This window comes from Kitasatospora sp. NPDC036993 (genome assembly GCF_055607525.1).
Map to the genome: position 1 here is coordinate 518,321 of NZ_JBVJRP010000004.1, position 17,409 is coordinate 535,729.

At 70.9% G+C, this 17,409-nt stretch carries 16 protein-coding genes; 9 read left to right on the forward strand and 7 right to left on the reverse strand.

The genetic code is table 11. From position 1 onward, the window contains the following. Positions 1-33: 33 nt before the first annotated feature. A complete protein-coding gene (locus ACZ7C5_RS11480; RefSeq protein ID WP_470322451.1) occupies positions 34-1,029 on the forward strand; it encodes a YihY/virulence factor BrkB family protein in 996 nt (331 codons plus the stop codon). Positions 1,030-1,056: 27 nt separating this feature from the next. Here the strand turns inward: ACZ7C5_RS11480 and ACZ7C5_RS11485 are convergent, their stop codons facing one another. Then, complete coding sequence (locus ACZ7C5_RS11485) at positions 1,057-2,241, reverse strand: D-alanyl-D-alanine carboxypeptidase family protein (protein ID WP_470322452.1); 1,185 nt, start codon at positions 2,239-2,241, stop codon at positions 1,057-1,059. 135 nt (positions 2,242-2,376) lie between these two features. On the opposite strand from ACZ7C5_RS11485, the gene ACZ7C5_RS11490 reads away from it, so the two are divergent. Beyond that, positions 2,377-2,634 carry an SCO4848 family membrane protein gene (locus ACZ7C5_RS11490; protein WP_401091322.1) on the forward strand — a complete coding sequence of 86 codons (258 nt, stop codon included), beginning with the start codon at positions 2,377-2,379 and terminating at the stop codon, positions 2,632-2,634. Between the two features lie 81 nt (positions 2,635-2,715). On the opposite strand, the gene ACZ7C5_RS11495 is transcribed toward ACZ7C5_RS11490, so the two are convergent. The 6 genes from ACZ7C5_RS11495 to ACZ7C5_RS11520 all read right to left on the reverse strand — a co-directional run bounded on the left by ACZ7C5_RS11495 (position 2,716) and on the right by ACZ7C5_RS11520 (position 8,113). Next, a complete protein-coding gene (locus ACZ7C5_RS11495) occupies positions 2,716-3,489 on the reverse strand; it encodes a succinate dehydrogenase iron-sulfur subunit (protein WP_188295237.1) in 774 nt (257 codons plus the stop codon). Further along, entirely contained in the window at positions 3,489-5,231 is a 1,743-nt protein-coding gene (gene sdhA, locus ACZ7C5_RS11500; protein ID WP_401091325.1) for a succinate dehydrogenase flavoprotein subunit, read from the reverse strand. The genes ACZ7C5_RS11495 and sdhA overlap by 1 nt, the downstream gene beginning before the upstream one ends. A 51-nt stretch (positions 5,232-5,282) precedes the next feature. Next, the gene (gene sdhD, locus ACZ7C5_RS11505; RefSeq protein WP_188295235.1) at positions 5,283-5,774 is read right to left on the reverse strand and encodes a succinate dehydrogenase, hydrophobic membrane anchor protein; all 492 of its coding nucleotides are present in this window, start codon (positions 5,772-5,774) and stop codon (positions 5,283-5,285) included. A gap of 8 nt (positions 5,775-5,782) precedes the next feature. Continuing rightward, positions 5,783-6,163 carry a succinate dehydrogenase, cytochrome b556 subunit gene (gene sdhC / locus ACZ7C5_RS11510; protein WP_074003919.1) on the reverse strand — a complete coding sequence of 127 codons (381 nt, stop codon included), beginning with the start codon at positions 6,161-6,163 and terminating at the stop codon, positions 5,783-5,785. 315 nt (positions 6,164-6,478) lie between these two features. Continuing rightward, positions 6,479-6,964 carry a 2-oxo-4-hydroxy-4-carboxy-5-ureidoimidazoline decarboxylase gene (locus ACZ7C5_RS11515; protein ID WP_188295234.1) on the reverse strand — a complete coding sequence of 162 codons (486 nt, stop codon included), beginning with the start codon at positions 6,962-6,964 and terminating at the stop codon, positions 6,479-6,481. 393 nt (positions 6,965-7,357) lie between these two features. Continuing rightward, positions 7,358-8,113, reverse strand: a complete 756-nt coding sequence (locus ACZ7C5_RS11520) for an SDR family oxidoreductase (RefSeq protein WP_401091328.1) — start codon at positions 8,111-8,113, stop codon at positions 7,358-7,360. A 132-nt stretch (positions 8,114-8,245) separates the two neighbouring features. Between ACZ7C5_RS11520 and ACZ7C5_RS11525 the strand changes: the two genes are divergently transcribed. The 7 genes from ACZ7C5_RS11525 (at position 8,246) to ACZ7C5_RS11555 (ending at position 17,325) form a co-directional block, all read left to right on the forward strand. After that, positions 8,246-9,835: an acyl-CoA mutase large subunit family protein gene (locus tag ACZ7C5_RS11525; protein WP_401091329.1), complete on the forward strand. Its 1,590-nt coding sequence runs from the start codon at positions 8,246-8,248 to the stop codon at positions 9,833-9,835. 212 nt (positions 9,836-10,047) lie between these two features. Then, entirely contained in the window at positions 10,048-11,301 is a 1,254-nt protein-coding gene (locus ACZ7C5_RS11530; RefSeq protein ID WP_470322453.1) for an amidohydrolase, read from the forward strand. A 252-nt stretch (positions 11,302-11,553) separates the two neighbouring features. Then, complete coding sequence (locus ACZ7C5_RS11535) at positions 11,554-12,615, forward strand: BMP family lipoprotein (RefSeq protein WP_470322454.1); 1,062 nt, start codon at positions 11,554-11,556, stop codon at positions 12,613-12,615. 344 nt (positions 12,616-12,959) lie between these two features. Next, positions 12,960-14,486: an ABC transporter ATP-binding protein gene (locus ACZ7C5_RS11540; RefSeq protein WP_401091467.1), complete on the forward strand. Its 1,527-nt coding sequence runs from the start codon at positions 12,960-12,962 to the stop codon at positions 14,484-14,486. 3 nt (positions 14,487-14,489) lie between these two features. After that, a complete protein-coding gene (locus ACZ7C5_RS11545; protein ID WP_401091335.1) occupies positions 14,490-15,656 on the forward strand; it encodes an ABC transporter permease in 1,167 nt (388 codons plus the stop codon). After that, on the forward strand, positions 15,653-16,918 hold the full coding sequence (locus ACZ7C5_RS11550; protein ID WP_401091337.1) for an ABC transporter permease: 1,266 nt from the start codon (positions 15,653-15,655) through the stop codon (positions 16,916-16,918). The genes ACZ7C5_RS11545 and ACZ7C5_RS11550 overlap by 4 nt, the downstream gene beginning before the upstream one ends. Continuing rightward, on the forward strand, positions 16,915-17,325 hold the full coding sequence (locus tag ACZ7C5_RS11555; protein WP_401091339.1) for a cytidine deaminase: 411 nt from the start codon (positions 16,915-16,917) through the stop codon (positions 17,323-17,325). The genes ACZ7C5_RS11550 and ACZ7C5_RS11555 overlap by 4 nt, the downstream gene beginning before the upstream one ends. Positions 17,326-17,409 lie beyond the last annotated feature (84 nt).

Consider the following 17,409-nt stretch of genomic DNA (forward strand, 5'->3'; position numbering starts at 1 on the left):
CCATTCGGGCGAAGGTTCGGTATAACCGGTCGGGTGGACTTCCTGACCCGCCTGCCGGTCGTCGGCCCGCTCGTGGCCCGGGTGCTGCGCAGCCGCCCGTACCGGGTGTACGAGCACTTCGCCGCCGCCCGGGGCAACCGGCTGGCCGGCGCCGTCACCTTCTTCGGCTTCCTCGCCCTGTTCCCGCTGCTCACGGTGGGCCTGGCGATCGCCGCCGCGACGCTGAGCGACGGCCGGGTGCACGAGCTCCAGGAGCACATCTCCGACCAGCTGCCGGGGATCTCGGACGCCATCAACCTGCCCGCCCTGGTGTCCAACGCGGGCACCGTCGGGCTGGTCAGCGGGGCGCTGCTGCTGGTCTCCGGCCTCGGCTGGGTGGACACCATGCGCACCTCGATCCGGGACCTGTGGCAGCTGCCCCAGGAGGAGGGCAACCCGGTGCTGCGCAAGGCCTGGGACGTGGCGGTGCTGGCCGGCCTCGGCCTGGTGTCGCTGTTCTCGCTGGCCGCCTCCGCCGCCGGGACCACCCTGGCCGGCCGGATCGCCGACGCGATCGGTCTCAACAGCGGCTACCTGCTGACCGCGGTCGGCGTGCTGATCGCCACGGCCTGCGACATGCTGCTCTTCGCCTACCTGCTGGCGCCCTTCCCCGGGATCACCGGCCAGCGCCGCCGGGACCTGGTGCAGGGCGCGCTGATCGGTTCGGTCGGCTTCGAGCTGCTGAAGCTCCTGCTCGCCTCCTACCTGGGCTCGGTCGCCGGGCGGAACCTGTACGGGGCGTTCGCCACGCCGGTGGCGCTGCTGCTGTGGATCAACTTCGTCTCCCGGCTGCTGATGTACTGCGTGGCCTGGACGGCGACGGCCGACCCGGTGGCCGCCCGGGGGCGGGCCAGGGCGTACGGGCGGGCGCTGCTGGAGGCGGCCGACAAGGCGGAGGCCGCGGCGGAGGCCGAGACGGAGACCGCGGCCGGGGTCACCGGGCTCACCGAGGAGGAGAAGGGCAGGGGGAGGGTCCGGCCCCGGGACTGAGGCCGGGCCCTCCCGCCGGGCGTCGGATCAGCCGGCGGAGCGCCGCCGGCGCAGCACCACCGCGCCGCCGCCGACCGCGGCCCCGGCCAGCACCACGGCCGACCAGCCGGCGAGACCGAGCCCGCCGCCCCCGGCCGCCGCGGCGGGTGCCGCGGCGGCGGTGGCCGAGGGGTGCGGCGGCGGCGCGGGCGTGTCGGCGCCACCGGCCTGGCCGGTGGGCTCGGCGCCGCCCGGCGGCAGCTCGTCGACCAGCCGGCCGACCGGCTGGACCTTGCCGGCCGCGGCGAAGCCCCAGTCCAGCAGGGCGGCCGTCTCGTCGTACACCTTCTGGTAGCTCGCCGGGTGCATCACCGTCACCAGCAGGGTGCGGCCGTCCCGCTCGGCGGCGCCGACGAAGGTCGAGCCGGCGTTGGTGGTGGTCCCGTTCTTCACGCCGATCAGGCCCGGGTACTTGCCCAGCAGCCGGTCGGTGTTGGCGATCCCGAAGCTGCCGCGCTGTCCGGTGTTCTTGTCGACGCCGCCGGGGAACAGCGCGTCCCGGGTGGCGCAGTACGCCCGGAAGTCCGCGTTGCGCAGGCCGGCCCGGGCGAACAGCGACAGGTCGTAGGCCGAGGAGAGCTGGCCGTCCATGTCGTAGCCGTCCGGGGAGACCACCCTGGTGTCCCGGGCCTGGAGCGCGTCGGCGCGCGCCTGCATCTCGGCGACGGTCTGCTGGACGCCGCCGTTCATGTGCGCCAGGACGTGCACCGCGTCGTTGCCAGAGCTCAGGAAGACCCCGCGCCACAGGTCCTCGACCCGGTAGTCCAGGTTCTCCTTGATGCCGACCAGGCTGCTGCCGGGGCCGATCCCCTGGATCTCCTCGTCGGCGACCCGGTGCACCGCGTCGCGGTCGAACTTGGGCAGCACGGTGTCGGCGAAGAGGATCTTCAGGGTGCTCGCCGGGGGCAGCCGGAGGTGCGGATTGCTGGCCGCCAGCACGTCGCCTGACGCCGCGTCGGAGACTATCCAGGACTGGCCGGTGAGCTCGGCGGGCAGTGGCGGGGCGCCCGGCTGCGGGGCGACCTGCACCCCGGGGAGCCCGAGCCGCTCGCCGCCGACCGCGGCCGGCGGCGGCTGCTGCGGAGTCGCGCCCGCCGGGGCGGCGAGCAGTACCGGCAGGGCCGCGGTGAGCGCGGCGCACAGGCGCGCGAACGTGTGACGGGGTGTGGGCACCAGCAGACCGTACCCACTCCGGGCGCCCGGCGCCCGCCCCTCCGGGCCCGTACTCCGCAGGAGGGGCCCGCCCTACGCCGATCGGCGGCCCGCGCATACTGGGGACGCACACCGCCTTCACATGCGAGGACCCCCATGAAGCTCAGCCGCCGCACCTCCTGGTTCCTGACCGCCTTCGGGGTCTGGTCGATGATCATCTGGACGACCTTCGTCAAGAACCTCTGGAAGGACTCCGGCGGCCAGGCCTTCACCGGCGGCGACCACTCCCAGCCCACCGCGTTCTTCTGGGTCCACCTCCTGCTGGCGATCACCTCCTTCGTGCTCGGCGTCGCCGTCGGCACCATCGGCCTGCGCGGTCTGCGCGCCACCCGCCGCACCCCGGCCACCGACTGAATTCCGCCCTGCGCTAGCAAACGCCGAGGGACCCCGCCCGATCGGAGGATCGGGCGGGGTCCCTCGGTACGGCGGGTGGGATCAGAAGCGGCGGGTGACCAGCGCCCGCTTCACTTCCTGGATCGCCTTGGTGACCTCGATGCCACGCGGGCAGGCCTCGGAGCAGTTGAAGGTGGTGCGGCAGCGCCACACGCCCTCACGGTCGTTGAGGATCTCCAGGCGCTGCTCGGCACCCTCGTCGCGCGAGTCGAAGATGAAGCGGTGCGCGTTGACGATGGCGGCCGGGCCGAAGTACTGGCCGTCGTTCCAGAACACCGGGCAGGACGACGTGCACGCGGCGCACAGGATGCACTTGGTGGTGTCGTCGAAGCGCTCGCGGTCCTCGGCGGACTGCAGGCGCTCGCGCGTCGGGTCGTTCCCCTTGGTGATGAGGAACGGCATGACGTCCTTGTACGCCTGGAAGAACGGGTCCATGTCCACGACCAGGTCCTTGAGGACCGTCAGGCCCTTGATGGCCTCGATCGTGATCGGCTTCTCCGGGTTGACGTCCTTGATCAGGGTCTTGCACGCCAGCCGGTTGCGGCCGTTGATGCGCATGGCGTCGGAGCCGCAGATGCCGTGCGCGCAGGAACGGCGGTAGGTGAGGGTGCCGTCCTGCTCCCACTTGATCCTGTTGAGCGCGTCCAGGACGCGCTCCTTCGGGTCCAGCGTCAGCTGGTAGTCGACCCACACCGGGTCCGGGTGCTCCTCCGGGTTGAACCGGCGGATCCGGAAGGTGACGGTGATCGGCTGGACGGCACCGGCTTCGACCGCGTCCAGAGCGGCCGAGTGCGTCTCCACGGTCGGAGTGCTCATCAGTACTTACGCTCCATCGGCTGGTAGCGGGTCGTGACGACCGGCTTGTAGTCGAGGCGGATGGAGGTGCTGCCGTCGGCGGCGACCTCCTGGTACGCCATGGTGTGCTGCATGAACTTCACGTCGTCACGGGTCGGGAAGTCCTCGCGGTAGTGGCCGCCGCGGGACTCCTCGCGGGCCAGCGCGGAGACGGCCAGCACCTCGGCCAGGTCGAGCAGGTTGCCCAGCTCGACGGCCTCCAGCAGGTCCGTGTTGTAGCGGAAGCCCTTGTCCTGGATCGAGATGTTCTTGTAGCGCTCCTTCAGCGCGGCGATGTCCTCGACCGCCTGCTTCAGGGTGGCGCCGGTGCGGTACACCATCGCGTTGGTGTCCATGGTCTCCTGGAGCTCCTTGCGGATCTGCCCCACGGACTCGGTGCCGGTCGCCTCGCGCAGCTTGTCGACCATGCCCTGGACCAGCTCTTCCGGGTTCTCCGGCAGCGGCACGAACTCGTTGGCGTTGGCGTAGTCGGCGGCGGCGATGCCCGCGCGACGGCCGAACACGTTGATGTCCAGCAGCGAGTTGGTGCCCAGGCGGTTGGCGCCGTGCACGGAGACGCAGGCGACCTCGCCGGCCGCGTACAGGCCCGGGATGGCCTCCGTGTTGTTGCGCAGGACCTCACCCTCGACGTTGGTCGGGATGCCGCCCATGGCGTAGTGCGCGGTGGGCTGGATCGGGATCGGGTCCGTGTAGGGCTCGATGCCGAGGTAGGTGCGCGCGAACTCGGTGATGTCCGGCAGCTTGGCGTCCAGCTGCTCCGGCGGCAGGTGGGTCAGGTCCAGGTAGACGTGGTCGCCCTCGGGACCGCAGCCGCGGCCCTCGCGGATCTCGGTGTAGATCGCGCGGGAGCAGACGTCACGGGACGCGAGGTCCTTCATGACCGGGGCGTAGCGCTCCATGAAGCGCTCGCCGTCCTTGTTGCGGAGGATGCCGCCCTCGCCGCGGGCGCCCTCGGTGAGCAGGATGCCCATGCGCCAGATGCCCGTCGGGTGGAACTGGAAGAACTCCATGTCCTCCAGCGGCAGGCCGCGGCGGTAGACCAGGGCCTGGCCGTCACCGGTGAGGGTGTGGGCGTTGGAGGAGACCTTGAAGAACTTGCCGGTGCCGCCGGAGGCGAACACGACCGACTTGGCCTGGAAGACGTGGATCTCGCCGGTGGCCAGCTCGTACGCGACGACGCCGGCCGTTTTGCCCTCGTTGAGCAGCAGGTCGAGGACGTAGAACTCGTTGAAGAACTCGACGCCGTGCTTGACGCAGTTCTGGAACAGCGTCTGGAGGATCATGTGACCGGTGCGGTCGGCCGCGTAGCACGAGCGGCGGACCGGGGCCTCGCCGTGGTTGCGGGAGTGACCGCCGAAGCGGCGCTGGTCGATCCGGCCCTGCTCGGTGCGGGAGAAGGGCAGACCCATCTTCTCCAGGTCGAGGACGGCGTCGATGGCCTCCTTGCACATGATCTCGGCGGCGTCCTGGTCGACCAGGTAGTCACCGCCCTTGACCGTGTCGAAGGTGTGCCACTCCCAGTTGTCCTCCTCGACGTTGGCCAGGGCGGCGCACATGCCGCCCTGGGCCGCGCCGGTGTGGGACCGGGTCGGGTAGAGCTTGGTCAGGACGGCGGTGCGGCTGCGCTGCGTCGACTCGATGGCCGCGCGCATGCCGGCGCCGCCGGCGCCGACGATGACGGTGTCGTACTGGTGAATCTGCATGGGGGTTTAACTCGCCTCTGGCCTCTGCCGATGGTCGATGGTGCTCGCGGCTCAGATGTTGGGATCGAAGGTGAAGATCACCAGGGTGCCGAGCAGCACGGTGAAGACCGTGGCGACACCCATGAGTCCCTTGAGCCAGAGCCGGGTCGAGTCCTTCTCGGCGTAGTCGTTGATGACCTGACGCATGCCGTTGGCGCCGTGCAGCATGGCGAGCCAGAGCATCAGCAGGTCCCAGCCCTGCCAGAACGGCGAGGCCCAGCGGCCGGCCACGAAGGCGAAACCGATCTTGGAGACGCCACCGTCGAGGATCAGCATGATGAACAGGTGGCCGAGGATCAGCGCGACCAGGACGACACCGGACAGGCGCATGAAGAGCCAGGCCAGCATCTCGAAGTTGGTGCGGGTGCGACGCGGCGTCTTCTTGGTCCGCTTGCGCGGGGGCTCGATGACGAACGCGTCGGCCGGGTTGCCGGTGCCCAGTCCCTTGCCGGTGTGCGCCTGCTTGGAGGGGACGACGATGGCGTCGGAGATTTCCGTGGACATGTCTCGGCTCACTTCCCGAACCAGGAGATCAGCGTGTGCTGGAGGATCCCGTAGAAGGAACCGGCCATCAGGACGACCCAGACTCCGACGACGCTCCAGAGCATCTGCTTCTGGTACTTCGGGCCCTTGGACCAGAAGTCCACCGCGACGACGCGCAGGCCGTTCAGGGCGTGGAACAGGATGGCGGCCACCAGGCCGTACTCCATCAGGTTCACCAGGGGAGTCTTGTACGTCTGGATGACGGTGTCGTAGGACTCCGGCGACACTCGCACGAGGGCGGTGTCCAGGACGTGGGCGAACAGGAAGAAGAAGATGAGGACGCCGGTGACTCGATGAGCCACCCAGCTCCACATGCCTTCCCGGCCGCGGTACAGCGTTCCAGCCGGCACGGAAAAACCCTCCGGAAGCGATTGGGGGCTCGGCCGGCTTCGGTGTCGGTCAGCCCGGCCGGGTACGGTCCACCGGCCGCCAGCATCCTATCGACGCCTTGTGGTGAACCGCCTCCGGGGGTCCCAGGTGTGATCAATCAGGCACTTCTGGCCTAGTGCGGCGGGAACCGGGGCGGCTTTTGTGACGGTGGGTGAGGGCATGACCGCGCCCCGCACCCGGGAGGTGCGGGGCGTGACGGGTCGGCGCTCACTCGCGCGGGTGAATTCATGAGTGAACTCACTCGCGCGGGTGAAACGGGGACGGCGGACGCCGGCTCAGCGCGCCGCGGCCTCCGTGTGGGTGGCGACCAGGTGCTCCAGGCGGGTGAGGGCGATCCGGCGGAGTTCGTCGGCCGCGATCAGCCGCTCCTCGTCCGGGTCGTTGGCGAGGCGGGTGCGGATGGAGGAGAGCACGGTGTCGAGCATCTCCTCCGGGACGACCCGTTCCAGGCAGACCACGAAGACGTGGCCGAACCGCGCCTCGTACGCGGCGTGCGCCGCCCGCAGTGCGGTGTGCGCTGCCTGGCTGCCGGGGGCCCGCATGCCGAGCAGCGGCTGCGGCATCCAGCCCTCGTCGGCCAGCGCCTCGGCGAGGTCGGCGGGGCGGAGGTCGTAGGAGGCCTCGCTGGCGGCTGCCAGCAGGGACTCGATGTCGGGGTAGGGGCGGTGTGCGGTGAGCCGCAGGGCCCAGCGGTGGCTGCCGCAGCAGGCGAGCAGGGCCTCCTCGGCGGCGCCGGCGTCGGCTTCGTTGAAGCGGTGCAACCCGAGGAGGGTCGGCTCTGTTCTGACGTCGAGCCGCTGTGGCGGGATGTCGGTGGCCAGCGGGTCCTCCTCGTGAGGGCGGGAAGGTGCCGGTGAAATGGGGTGGTGAGACGGGTGGGGTAGGGGCCGCGGAGGGGCGCTCGGGCGCCGGTCCGACTGCGCCTCCAAGGTAGTTGAGCGGTCATCAGTTGGGGAGGGCGCGCGCCGAATTCATCCGGACGAGCTATCAAGTTGTGACGTTGACACCTGGGCGTCAGTGCCCTCCCCGTCTTCCTCTGATAATCGGCTCCGCCGAAGTCCGAAGTCCGAAGTCCGAAGTCCGCATATCGAATACCGAATGCCGAACGCCCGGAACGCCCGGAACGCCCGGTCGTCGCGGGCCCGGGCCGGGATTCAGCCGCGGTGGACCTTGTGGTTGGCGGCCTGCGCCCGGGGGCGGACCACCAGCAGGTCGATGTTCACGTGCGGGGGCCGGGTCACCGCCCACGCCACGGTGTCCGCCACGTCCTCCGAGGTGAGCGGTTCGGCCACGCCCGCGTACACCGCGGCGGCCTTCTCCTCGTCGCCGCGGAAGCGGGTGACCGCGAAGCCCTCGGACTTCACCATGCCGGGCGCGATCTCGATCACCCGGATCGGCTCCCCGCACAGCTCCAGCCGCAGCGTGGCCGCGATGGTGTGCGCGGCGTGCTTGGCGGCGACGTACCCGCCGCCGCCCTCGTACGCGGCCAGCGCGGCGGTCGAGGAGAGCACCAGTACCGTGCCGTCGCCGGTGGCCCGCAGGGCCGGCAGCAGGGCCTGGGTCACGTGCAGCACGCCGAGCACGTTCACCTCGTACATGGCCCGCCAGTCGGCCGGGTCGCCGTGCTCGACGGTCTCGGCGCCGATCGCGCCGCCGGCGTTGTTCACCAGGACGTCCACCCGGCCGACCGTGGCGGCGAAGGCGTCCACGGCGGCCCGGTCGGTGACGTCCAGCGTGACCGCCCGCGCCGAGCCGCCGCGGTCGCCGATCTCCTCGGCGAGCGCCTCGATCCGGTCGGTGCGGCGGGCGGTCAGCACCACGTCGAAGCCCTCGGCGGCCAGCCGGCGGGCGGTCGCCGCGCCGATTCCGCTGCTGGCACCGGTGACCACGGCCACCTTCTGCTCGGTCATTGCCACTCCCTGGGCTCGTCGGTCGTTCACCCGATCATCTCAACCGCGCCGTCGCCCCGGCGGGCCGGTCGCGTCACAGCGGGGGGAACCCCGATATTGCGAGGACCCCGCTCCCCAGTTCCGGAGGACCCCATGGCAGCCGAGCCGCGCCGCGCCGAGTCGGGCTTCGCGATCGAACCGCTCTACGGTCCCGGGTCCCCGGCCGGCCGGGACGCCGGCGCCCGGCTGGGCCGGCCGGGGGAGTACCCCTACACCCGGGGCGTCTATCCGACGATGTACACCGGCCGGCCCTGGACCATGCGCCAGTACGCGGGCTTCGGCACCGCCGCCGAGTCCAACGCCCGCTACCGGCAGCTGATCGCCGGCGGCGGCACCGGCCTCTCGGTCGCCTTCGACCTGCCCACCCAGATGGGCTACGACTCGGACGCGCCGCTCGCCGCGGGGGAGGTCGGCAAGGTGGGCGTCGCGGTGGACGGCGTCGAGGACATGGCGGTGCTGTTCGACGGCATCCCGCTCGGCGGGGTGTCCACCTCGATGACCATCAACGCGCCCGCCGCCCTGCTCCTGCTCCTCTACCAACTGGTCGGCGAGGCCCAGGGAGTGGCACCGGCGGCGCTCACCGGCACGGTCCAGAACGACGTGCTGAAGGAGTACATCGCCCGCGGCACCTACATCTTCCCGCCGCAGCCCTCGCTGCGGCTGGTGGCCGACGTGTTCCGGTACTGCCGGGCCGAGATCCCGCGCTGGAACACCATCTCCATCTCCGGCTACCACATGGCCGAGGCCGGAGCCGATCCCGCTCAGGAGGTCGCCTTCACCCTGGCCAACGGCATCGCCTACGTCCGCACCGCGCTCGCCGCCGGAATGGCGGTGGACGACTTCGCGCCCCGGCTCTCGTTCTTCTTCGTGGCCCGGACGACCCTGCTGGAGGAAGTGGCCAAGTTCCGTGCCGCGCGCAGGATCTGGGCCGGCATCATGCGGGACGGCTTCGGCGCCCGCGACCCGCGCTCGCAGATGCTGCGCTTCCACACCCAGACCGCGGGAGTGCAGCTCACCGCCCAGCAGCCCGAGGTCAACCTGGCCCGGGTGACCGTGCAGGCGCTCGCCGCGGTGCTCGGCGGCACCCAGTCGCTGCACACCAACAGCTTCGACGAGGCCATCGCGCTGCCCACCGAGAAGGCCGCCCGGCTCGCCCTGCGCACCCAGCAGGTGCTCGCGTACGAGACCGACGTGACCGCCACCGTCGACCCGTTCGCCGGCTCCTACGCCGTCGAGTCGCTCACCGACGAGGTGGAGGCCGCCGTGCGGGTGCTGATGGACCGGATCGAGGAGCAGGGCGGCGCGGTGGCCGCGATCGAACGGGGCTACCAGAAGGGCGAGATCGAGCGCACCGCCTACCGGATCCAGCGGGAGACCGACTCCGGCGAGCGGACGGTGGTCGGCGTCAACCGCTTCCGGTCGGACGCGGAGGAGCCCTACCGGCCGCTGCGGGTGGACCCGGCGATCGAGGCGCGGCAGGCGCGGCGGCTGGCCCGGCTGCGGGCCGAGCGCTCCGCCGGCGCCGTCACCCGGACGCTGGACGGGCTGCGCCGCGCCGCCGGGGGGACGGACAACGTGCTGTACCCGATGAAGGAGGCGCTGGCCGCCCGGGCCACCGTCGGCGAGGTGTGCGACGCGCTGCGCGGGGTGTGGGGGACGTACGAGCCGGTGGAGCGCTTCTGACGGGCCGTCGACCGCTCGTCAACCTGCCGGTGCCGCCCGGGAAGTGGCGGCCGTGACCGCCGGCCCGGGGGATCGTTGCACAGGTCACGCGACCCGGGGAAGGCGGCTGAAACGAGATGTCATACCCACCTGTCCGGCTGGTATGCGCCCATCCGGGCACTAGTTTTCCGGAAGTCGGGCCAAATCCCCCCAACAGGCCTACGATTGGGGAGATGAACCGTCCTGAGCCCGCTCAGTCGGGCGTCACTCTCGCCATCGCACGCCCCGCCGCCGATCTGCGCGAGCGGGTCCGGGCGCTGGAGCCCGAGCTGATCGCCTTCCGCCGTGACCTGCACCGGCACCCGGAGTTGGGCCGCCAGGAGTTCCGTACCACCGGGCTGCTGCGCGACCGGCTGGTGGCCGCCGGCCTCGACCCCAGGGTGCTGCCCGGCGGCACCGGAATGCTGGTCGACATCGTCCCGCCCGGCACCGCCCCGGGAACCGAGTTCCTGGCCTTCCGCGCCGACATCGACGCGCTGCCGATCGGCGACGCCAAGACCGACGTGCCGTACCGCTCCACCGTCCCCGGCCGGGCCCACGCCTGCGGCCACGACGTGCACACCTCGGTGCTGCTCGGCACCGGCCTGGTGCTGGCCGAGGCGCTCCGCGCCGGCGAACTGCGCCGCCCCGTCCGGCTGGTGTTCCAGCCCGCGGAGGAGGTCATGCCGGGCGGCGCGCTGGACGTGGTCAAGGCCGGCGGGATGGCGGGCGTCGGGCGGATCTTCGCGGTGCACTGCGACCCCAAGGTGGAGGTCGGCCGGATCGCCCTGAAGGTCGGGGCGATCACCTCGGCCTGCGACCGCCTGGTGCTCCACCTGGACGGGCCGGGAGGGCACACCGCCCGCCCGCACCTGACCACCGATCTGGTCACCGCCGTCGCCCGGATGGCCGCCGACCTCCCGGGGGCGCTGGCCCGCCGGATGGACCCGCGCTGGGGCGTCAGCCTGGTCTGGGGCCGGATCGCCGCCGGCTCCGCGCCCAACGTCATCCCGCAGCACGCCGAACTGGAGGGCACCGTCCGCTGCCTGGAGCTGGACGGCTGGCGCGAGACGCCGGACCTGCTGCACGAGCTGATCGCCAAGGTGGCCGAGACCCACCGGGCCAAGTGGACGCTGGACTACCACCGCGGGGTGCCGCCGGTGGTGAACGAGGCGGTCTCGGTCGCGCTGCTGGACGAGGCGATGAACGCCCGGTTCGGGCGGGACGGGGCCCAGGTGGTGGAGGCCACCGAGCAGAGCCTGGGCGGCGAGGACTTCTCCTGGTACCTGGAGCACGCCCCGGGAGCCCTGGCCAGGCTGGGCGTCCGCGCTCCCGGCGACGCCACCGTCCGGGACCTGCACCAGGGCCGGTTCGACGTGGACGAGCGGGCGATCGGCATCGGCGTGGAGCTGTTCTCGGCGCTGGCCCTGGAGGCGGACGGCAACTGACGGCGGACCCGGGGGCGGTGCGGCCGGCCCGTTCCGGAACCGTCGGATCCGGGGCTCCGGGACGGTTTCGTAGACTGGCCGGACCGACCTCGGATCACCGTCCGCGTGGGGGATAGAGCGTCGGGGAGAACATCAGACCACGGTTTGATAACAACCCGAACGCTCCGGCACCCTGTAACACAACCGTGTTCTACGCGCGTTACGGTGGCGTCCGACCGCGCCAAACGGGTGCGTGTAGAAGGAGATATCCCCTTGCGCCGTTCAATGAAGCTCGCCGCGGTTGTGCTCTCGGGTTCCCTGGGCATGGCCTCGCTCGCCGCTTGCGGCGCAAAGAGCACCGACTCCTCCTCCTCCGGCTCGGGCGACGGTTCGCTCAAGGTCGGCCTGGCCTACGACATCGGCGGCCGTGGCGACCAGTCGTTCAACGACTCCGCCGCCCGCGGCCTGGACAAGGCCAAGTCGGAGCTGGGCGTCTCGGTGACCGAGGCCGAGGCCAAGCCGGGCGAGGCCGAGGCCGACAAGGAGACCCGCCTCAAGAACCTGATCGACGGTGGCTACAAGACCATCGTCGCGGTCGGCTTCGTCTACCAGCCGGCGGTCAACAAGGTCGCCAAGGACAACCCGAACGTCAAGTTCGCGATCATCGACTCGAACGACAAGGACCAGCCGGCCAACGTCACCTCGCTGCTCTTCGCCGAGCAGGAGGGCTCGTACCTGGCCGGTGTCGCCGCCGCGAACAAGTCGAAGAGCAAGCACGTCGGCTTCATCGGCGGTGTGCAGTCCGAGCTGATCAAGAAGTTCGAGGCCGGTTACAAGGCGGGTGTGAAGTCCGTCGACCCGAACATCACGGTCGAGACCACCTACCTGACCACCCCGCCGGACTTCACCGGCTTCACCTCGCCCGACAAGGGCAAGGAGGCCGCCCAGGGCCAGCTCGACAAGGGCGCGGACGTCATCTACACCGCCGCCGGCTCCTCCGGCAACGGTGCCATCGAGGCCGTCGCCAACAAGTCGGGCGCCCTGGCCATCGGTGTCGACTCCGACCAGGCCAACCAGCCGGCCCTGGCGAAGTACAAGAACAGCATCCTGACCTCGATGGTCAAGAACGTCGACACCGCGGTGTTCTCGTACATCGACTCGGTCAAGAAGGGCCAGAGCCCGACCGGCGTCAAGCTGTTCGACCTGAAGTCCGACGGTGTCTCGCTCGCCACCACCGGCAACAAGATCGACGACATCCAGGACAAGCTGAAGGCCGCCGCCGAGTCGATCAAGTCCGGCGCCACCACCATCCCGACCGCGCCGGCCGCCCAGTAACGACCGCGCGTCCCGGACGCCGCAGCGCTGCCGCCTGCCAGGCAGCGCGACGCATCCACACAGTTCACGGGAGGGGCCCGGCAGGGTGCGCTCAACGCGTACCCCCGGGCCCCGTTCCGTCTCTCCGTTTCCCTTGGCCCTCCGTGCGCAACGACGCGCCTCCAGACCACCAGGAGATCGCCATCACCGCATCCGATCCCGTCCCCCTGCGCAAGGACGGAACCCCCAGCGCGGGGGCGGCGACACCGGCCGTCGAACTGCGCGGCATCACCAAGCGCTTCCCGGGTGTCGTGGCCAACCACGACATCAACCTCACCGTCCGCACCGGCACCGTGCACGCCCTGATGGGTGAGAACGGCGCCGGCAAGTCGACGCTGATGAAGATCCTCTACGGCATGCAGAAGCCGGACGAGGGCACCATCGCGATCAACGGCGAGCCGTGCGAGTTCAACACCCCCGGCGACGCCATCGCCCGCGGCGTCGGCATGGTGCACCAGCACTTCATGCTCGCCGACAACCTCACGGTGTGGGAGAACGTCGTCCTCGGCGGCGAGAAGCTCCACGGCATCGGCGCCAGGGCGAAGGCGAAGATCAGGGAGATCTCCGACCAGTACGGCCTGGGCGTGCGCCCGGACGCCCTGGTCGAGGACCTCGGGGTCGCCGACCGCCAGCGCGTCGAGATCCTCAAGGTGCTGTACCGCGGCGCCAAGATCCTCATCCTCGACGAGCCCACGGCCGTGCTGGTCCCGCAGGAGGTCGACGCGCTGTTCGACAACCTGCGCGACCTCAAGTCCGAGGGCGTCACCGTCATCTTCATCTCGCACAAGCTGCACGAGGTGCTCGCGGTGGCCGACGCGATCAGCGTCATCCGGCGCGGCACCACGGTCGGCGACGCCGACCCGAAGGCCGTCACCGCCCGCCAGCTCGCCGAGCTGATGGTCGGCGCCGAGCTGCCCTCCCCGGAGAGCCGCGAGTCGACCGTCACCGACACCGTGATGCTCGACGTCGAGGGCCTGCGGATCGCCAAGACCGACGCCGAGGGCATCGAGCGCGTCGTCCTGGACGACATCTCGCTGCGCATCCACAAGGGCGAGATCCTCGGCATCGCCGGCGTCGAGGGCAACGGCCAGGCCGAACTGGTCGAGGCCATCATGGGCATGCTGCCGCTGAACGCCGGTACCGTGACCCTGGACGGCGAGGACCTCTCCGGCGCCCAGACCCGGGCCCGCCGCGAGGCCGGCATCGGCTACATCCCCGAGGACCGCCACCGGCACGGCCTGCTGCTGGAGGCCCCGCTCTGGGAGAACCGCGTCCTCGGTCACGTCACCGAGGCGCCCAACTCCAAGGGCCTGCTGCTCGACCGGGCCGCCGCCCGTACGGACACCTGGCGGATCGTCGAGGAGTACGACGTCCGCACTCCCGGCATCGAGGTCACCGCGGCCTCGCTCTCCGGCGGCAACCAGCAGAAGCTGATCATCGGCCGCGAGATGAGCCACCGGCCCAAGCTGCTGATCGCCGCCCACCCGACCCGCGGTGTGGACGTCGGCGCGCAGGCGCAGATCTGGGAGCACATCCGGGTCGCCCAGCGGGCCGGCCTGGCCGTCCTGCTGATCTCCGCCGATCTGGACGAGCTGATCGGCCTGTCCGACACCATCCGGGTCGTCTACCGCGGCCGCCTGGTCGCCGACGCCGACCCGGCCACCGTCACCGCCGAGGACCTCGGTACCGCGATGACCGGTGCCGCCAGCGGCCACCTGGAGTCCGAGCCGGAGGCCGTCGCCGAGGCGCAGGCCGTCGCGGCCGAGGGCACCGAGGCCGAGGCCGGGCACCAGCCCACCGACACCGCCGACGACCCGCAGGCGGGGGAGTAACCCATGACCAGTCCCAACCCCGCCGCCGCGAAGCCCGGCCTGGCGCAGCGGTTCAGCGGCGAGCGGATCACGCTGGCCCTGGCCGCGCCGGTGCTCGCGATCGTGCTGTCCCTCGTGATCTGCTCCGCCCTGCTGGCCACCTCGGGCAAGAACCCGTTCGACGCGTGGAACGTGATGATCACGTACGCCACCAAGTCGGACGGCCAGGTGAACATCCTCAACCGGACCACCACCTACTACCTGGCCGCCGCGGCCGCCGCGTTCGGGTTCCGGATGAACCTGTTCAACATCGGCGTCGAGGGCCAGTACAAGGTCGCGGCGCTGTTCGCGGCCTTCGTCGGCGGCCAGCTCGACCTGCCGGCGTTCATCCAGATCCCGCTGCTGCTCATCACCGCGATGCTGGTCGGCGGTCTGTACGCGAGCATCGCCGGCCTGCTCAAGGTCTACCGCGGCGTCAGCGAGGTCATCTCGACCATCATGCTGAACTCGATCGCGACCGCGATCGTCGGTGTGCTGCTCGTCCCGGGGATCTTCGCGCCCAAGGTCAGCGGCACCAGCAACTCGATCCAGACCGAGAAGGTCTCGGAGTCCAGCCACTTCTTCTCGATCGAGACGGACGGCGGCAGGCTCTGGGGCTTCCTGATCGTCGCCGTCGTGGTCGGCGTGGTCTTCCAGTTCGTGCTGACCCGCACCCGCTTCGGCTTCGACCTGCGCGCCACCGGCCGTTCGGAGACCGCCGCCACCGCCTCCGGCGTCAACGTCAAGAAGATGGTCGTCGTCTCGATGGTCGTCTCCGGCGCGATCGCCGGCCTGATCGGCCTGCCGGAGCTGCTGCAGAACTCGTACTACTTCGGCCAGACCTTCCAGCCCGGCCTGGGCTTCCTGGGCATCTCGATCGCCCTGCTCGGCCGGAACAGCCCGATCGGCATCGCCTTCGCGGCGCTGCTGTTCGCCTTCCTGGACGCCGCCGGCTCGGTGCTGCCGCTGCCCATGAACGGCGAGTTCCCCTTCGAGATCGTCGACGTCATGAAGGGCACCATCGTCATCTGCGTCGTCGTCGCGTACGAGCTGGTGCGTCGCTACGGCCTGACCCGCCAGCAGAAGCGGGTCGGCGCCGAGCTCGCCGCCCAGGCTGCCGCGAACAGTGAGAAGAAGGAGGTGTCCGCATGAGCACGGCCACCGCTGCTCGTCCGAAGGCGTCGGGCGCACCCGCGAAGAAGCGCAAGCTGTCCTGGCCGGTGGTGCTCCTGCTGATCGCGGGTGCCCTGGTGCTGTTCTCGGCCGTGGGCATGGCCACCGGCAGCCACTCGCTGACCTCCTCCGGGCAGGTCACCGCCGCCCTCGGTGCGGCCGTGCCGATCGGCATGGCCGGTCTCGGCGGTCTCTGGTCCGAGCGGGCCGGTGTGGTCAACATCGGTCTCGAAGGCATGATGGTCGCCGGCACCTTCTGCGGCGCCTGGGCCGGCTACCTGGTCAACCCGTGGGTCGGCCTGCTGGCCGGCATGGCCGGCGGCGCGCTCGGCGGTCTGCTGCACGCGCTCGTCACCGTCACCTTCGGCGTCGACCACATCGTCTCGGGCGTCGGCATCAACCTGCTGATCCCCGGTATCTGCGCGTACGTCAACCGGATCTACTACAAGGACTACGTCTCGGTCGGTGCCGGCCAGAACCAGTCCCCGCCGGCCGATCCGCTGCCGTACATCACCGTCCCCGGCCTGTCCTCCTGGCTCAAGGACATCGAGACCCACCACTGGTTCTTCGTCTCGGACGTCGCGGGCGTGCTCGGCGGCCTGGTCACCAACATCTCGGTGGTCGTGCTGCTGGCCGCCGCGCTGATCGTGGCCAGCTACTTCGCGCTCTGGCGCACGGTGTTCGGCCTGCGGCTGCGCTCCTGCGGCGAGAACCCGACCGCCGCCGAGTCGCTGGGCGTCAACGTCTACAAGTACAAGTACCTGGCGGTCATCGCCTCCGGCGCCTTCGCGGGCCTCGGCGGCGCGTACCTCTCGCTGGTCGCCGCGCACTTCTACAAGGACGGCCAGACGGCGGGCCGGGGCTTCATCGGCCTCGCCGCGATGATCTTCGGCAACTGGATGCCCGGCGGTCTCGCCATGGGCGCCGGCCTGTTCGGCTTCACCGACAGCCTCCAGCTGCGCGACCCGGAGTCGGTGCACGTGCTGATCCTGATCGTCGGCATCGCGATGATCCTGCTCGCGCTCTGGCACCTGTACCGCCGCAAGTACGTCGCGACGGCGATCGCCGCCGCGGCGGCCGCCGGTCTGATCGCCTGGTACGCGTTCACCGACGAGGTGCAGCGCCCGCTGATCGTCGCCACGCCGTACGTGATCACCCTGGTGGTGCTCGCCCTGGCCTCGCAGCGGCTGCGGATGCCGAAGGCGGACGGCCAGATCTACCGCAAGGGCCAGGGCAAGTGACCGCCCCGGTGCCCGCGGCGCCGTCCGCGGTCGACTGGGAGCTGCTGCGCACGGCGGCGCGCGAGGCCATGGGCCACGCGTACGCGCCGTACAGCAGGTTCCCGGTCGGCGCGGCCGCGCTGGTGGACGACGGCCGGGTGGTCACCGGCTGCAACGTGGAGAACGCCTCGTACGGGCTCGGGCTGTGCGCCGAGTGCGGGCTGGTGTCCGCGCTGCACGCCTCCGGCGGCGGCCGGCTGGTCGCCTTCACCTGTGTGGACGGCGCCGGCGAGCTGCTGATGCCGTGCGGGCGCTGCCGCCAGCTGCTGTACGAGCACGGCGGCCCCGGGCTGCTGATCGAACTGGCCTCGGGCGTCAAGCCGATGAGTGAGGTCCTGCCCGACGCGTTCGGGCCGGAGCGGCTCTAGCCCCGGCAATTGTTACGCGCGTAGAGTGTCGCGAGTGGGCCGGAACCCGGTCATCTCGCGACACTCTTCGCTTTTGAAACCCCT

Excerpts from the sequence above, each read along its gene's own strand:
- ACZ7C5_RS11490 (WP_401091322.1), top strand. The coding sequence starts at position 2,377 with ATGAAGCTCAGCCGCCGCACCTCCTGGTTCCTGACCGCCTTCGGGGTC.
- ACZ7C5_RS11495 (WP_188295237.1), bottom strand. The coding sequence starts at position 3,489 with ATGAGCACTCCGACCGTGGAGACGCACTCGGCCGCTCTGGACGCGGTC.
- sdhA (WP_401091325.1), bottom strand. The coding sequence starts at position 5,231 with ATGCAGATTCACCAGTACGACACCGTCATCGTCGGCGCCGGCGGCGCC.
- sdhD (WP_188295235.1), bottom strand. The coding sequence starts at position 5,774 with ATGTCCACGGAAATCTCCGACGCCATCGTCGTCCCCTCCAAGCAGGCG.
- ACZ7C5_RS11520 (WP_401091328.1), bottom strand. The coding sequence starts at position 8,113 with ATGACCGAGCAGAAGGTGGCCGTGGTCACCGGTGCCAGCAGCGGAATC.
- ACZ7C5_RS11525 (WP_401091329.1), top strand. The coding sequence starts at position 8,246 with ATGGCAGCCGAGCCGCGCCGCGCCGAGTCGGGCTTCGCGATCGAACCG.
- ACZ7C5_RS11530 (WP_470322453.1), top strand. The coding sequence starts at position 10,048 with ATGAACCGTCCTGAGCCCGCTCAGTCGGGCGTCACTCTCGCCATCGCA.
- ACZ7C5_RS11540 (WP_401091467.1), top strand. The coding sequence starts at position 12,960 with ATGGGTGAGAACGGCGCCGGCAAGTCGACGCTGATGAAGATCCTCTAC.
- ACZ7C5_RS11545 (WP_401091335.1), top strand. The coding sequence starts at position 14,490 with ATGACCAGTCCCAACCCCGCCGCCGCGAAGCCCGGCCTGGCGCAGCGG.
- ACZ7C5_RS11550 (WP_401091337.1), top strand. The coding sequence starts at position 15,653 with ATGAGCACGGCCACCGCTGCTCGTCCGAAGGCGTCGGGCGCACCCGCG.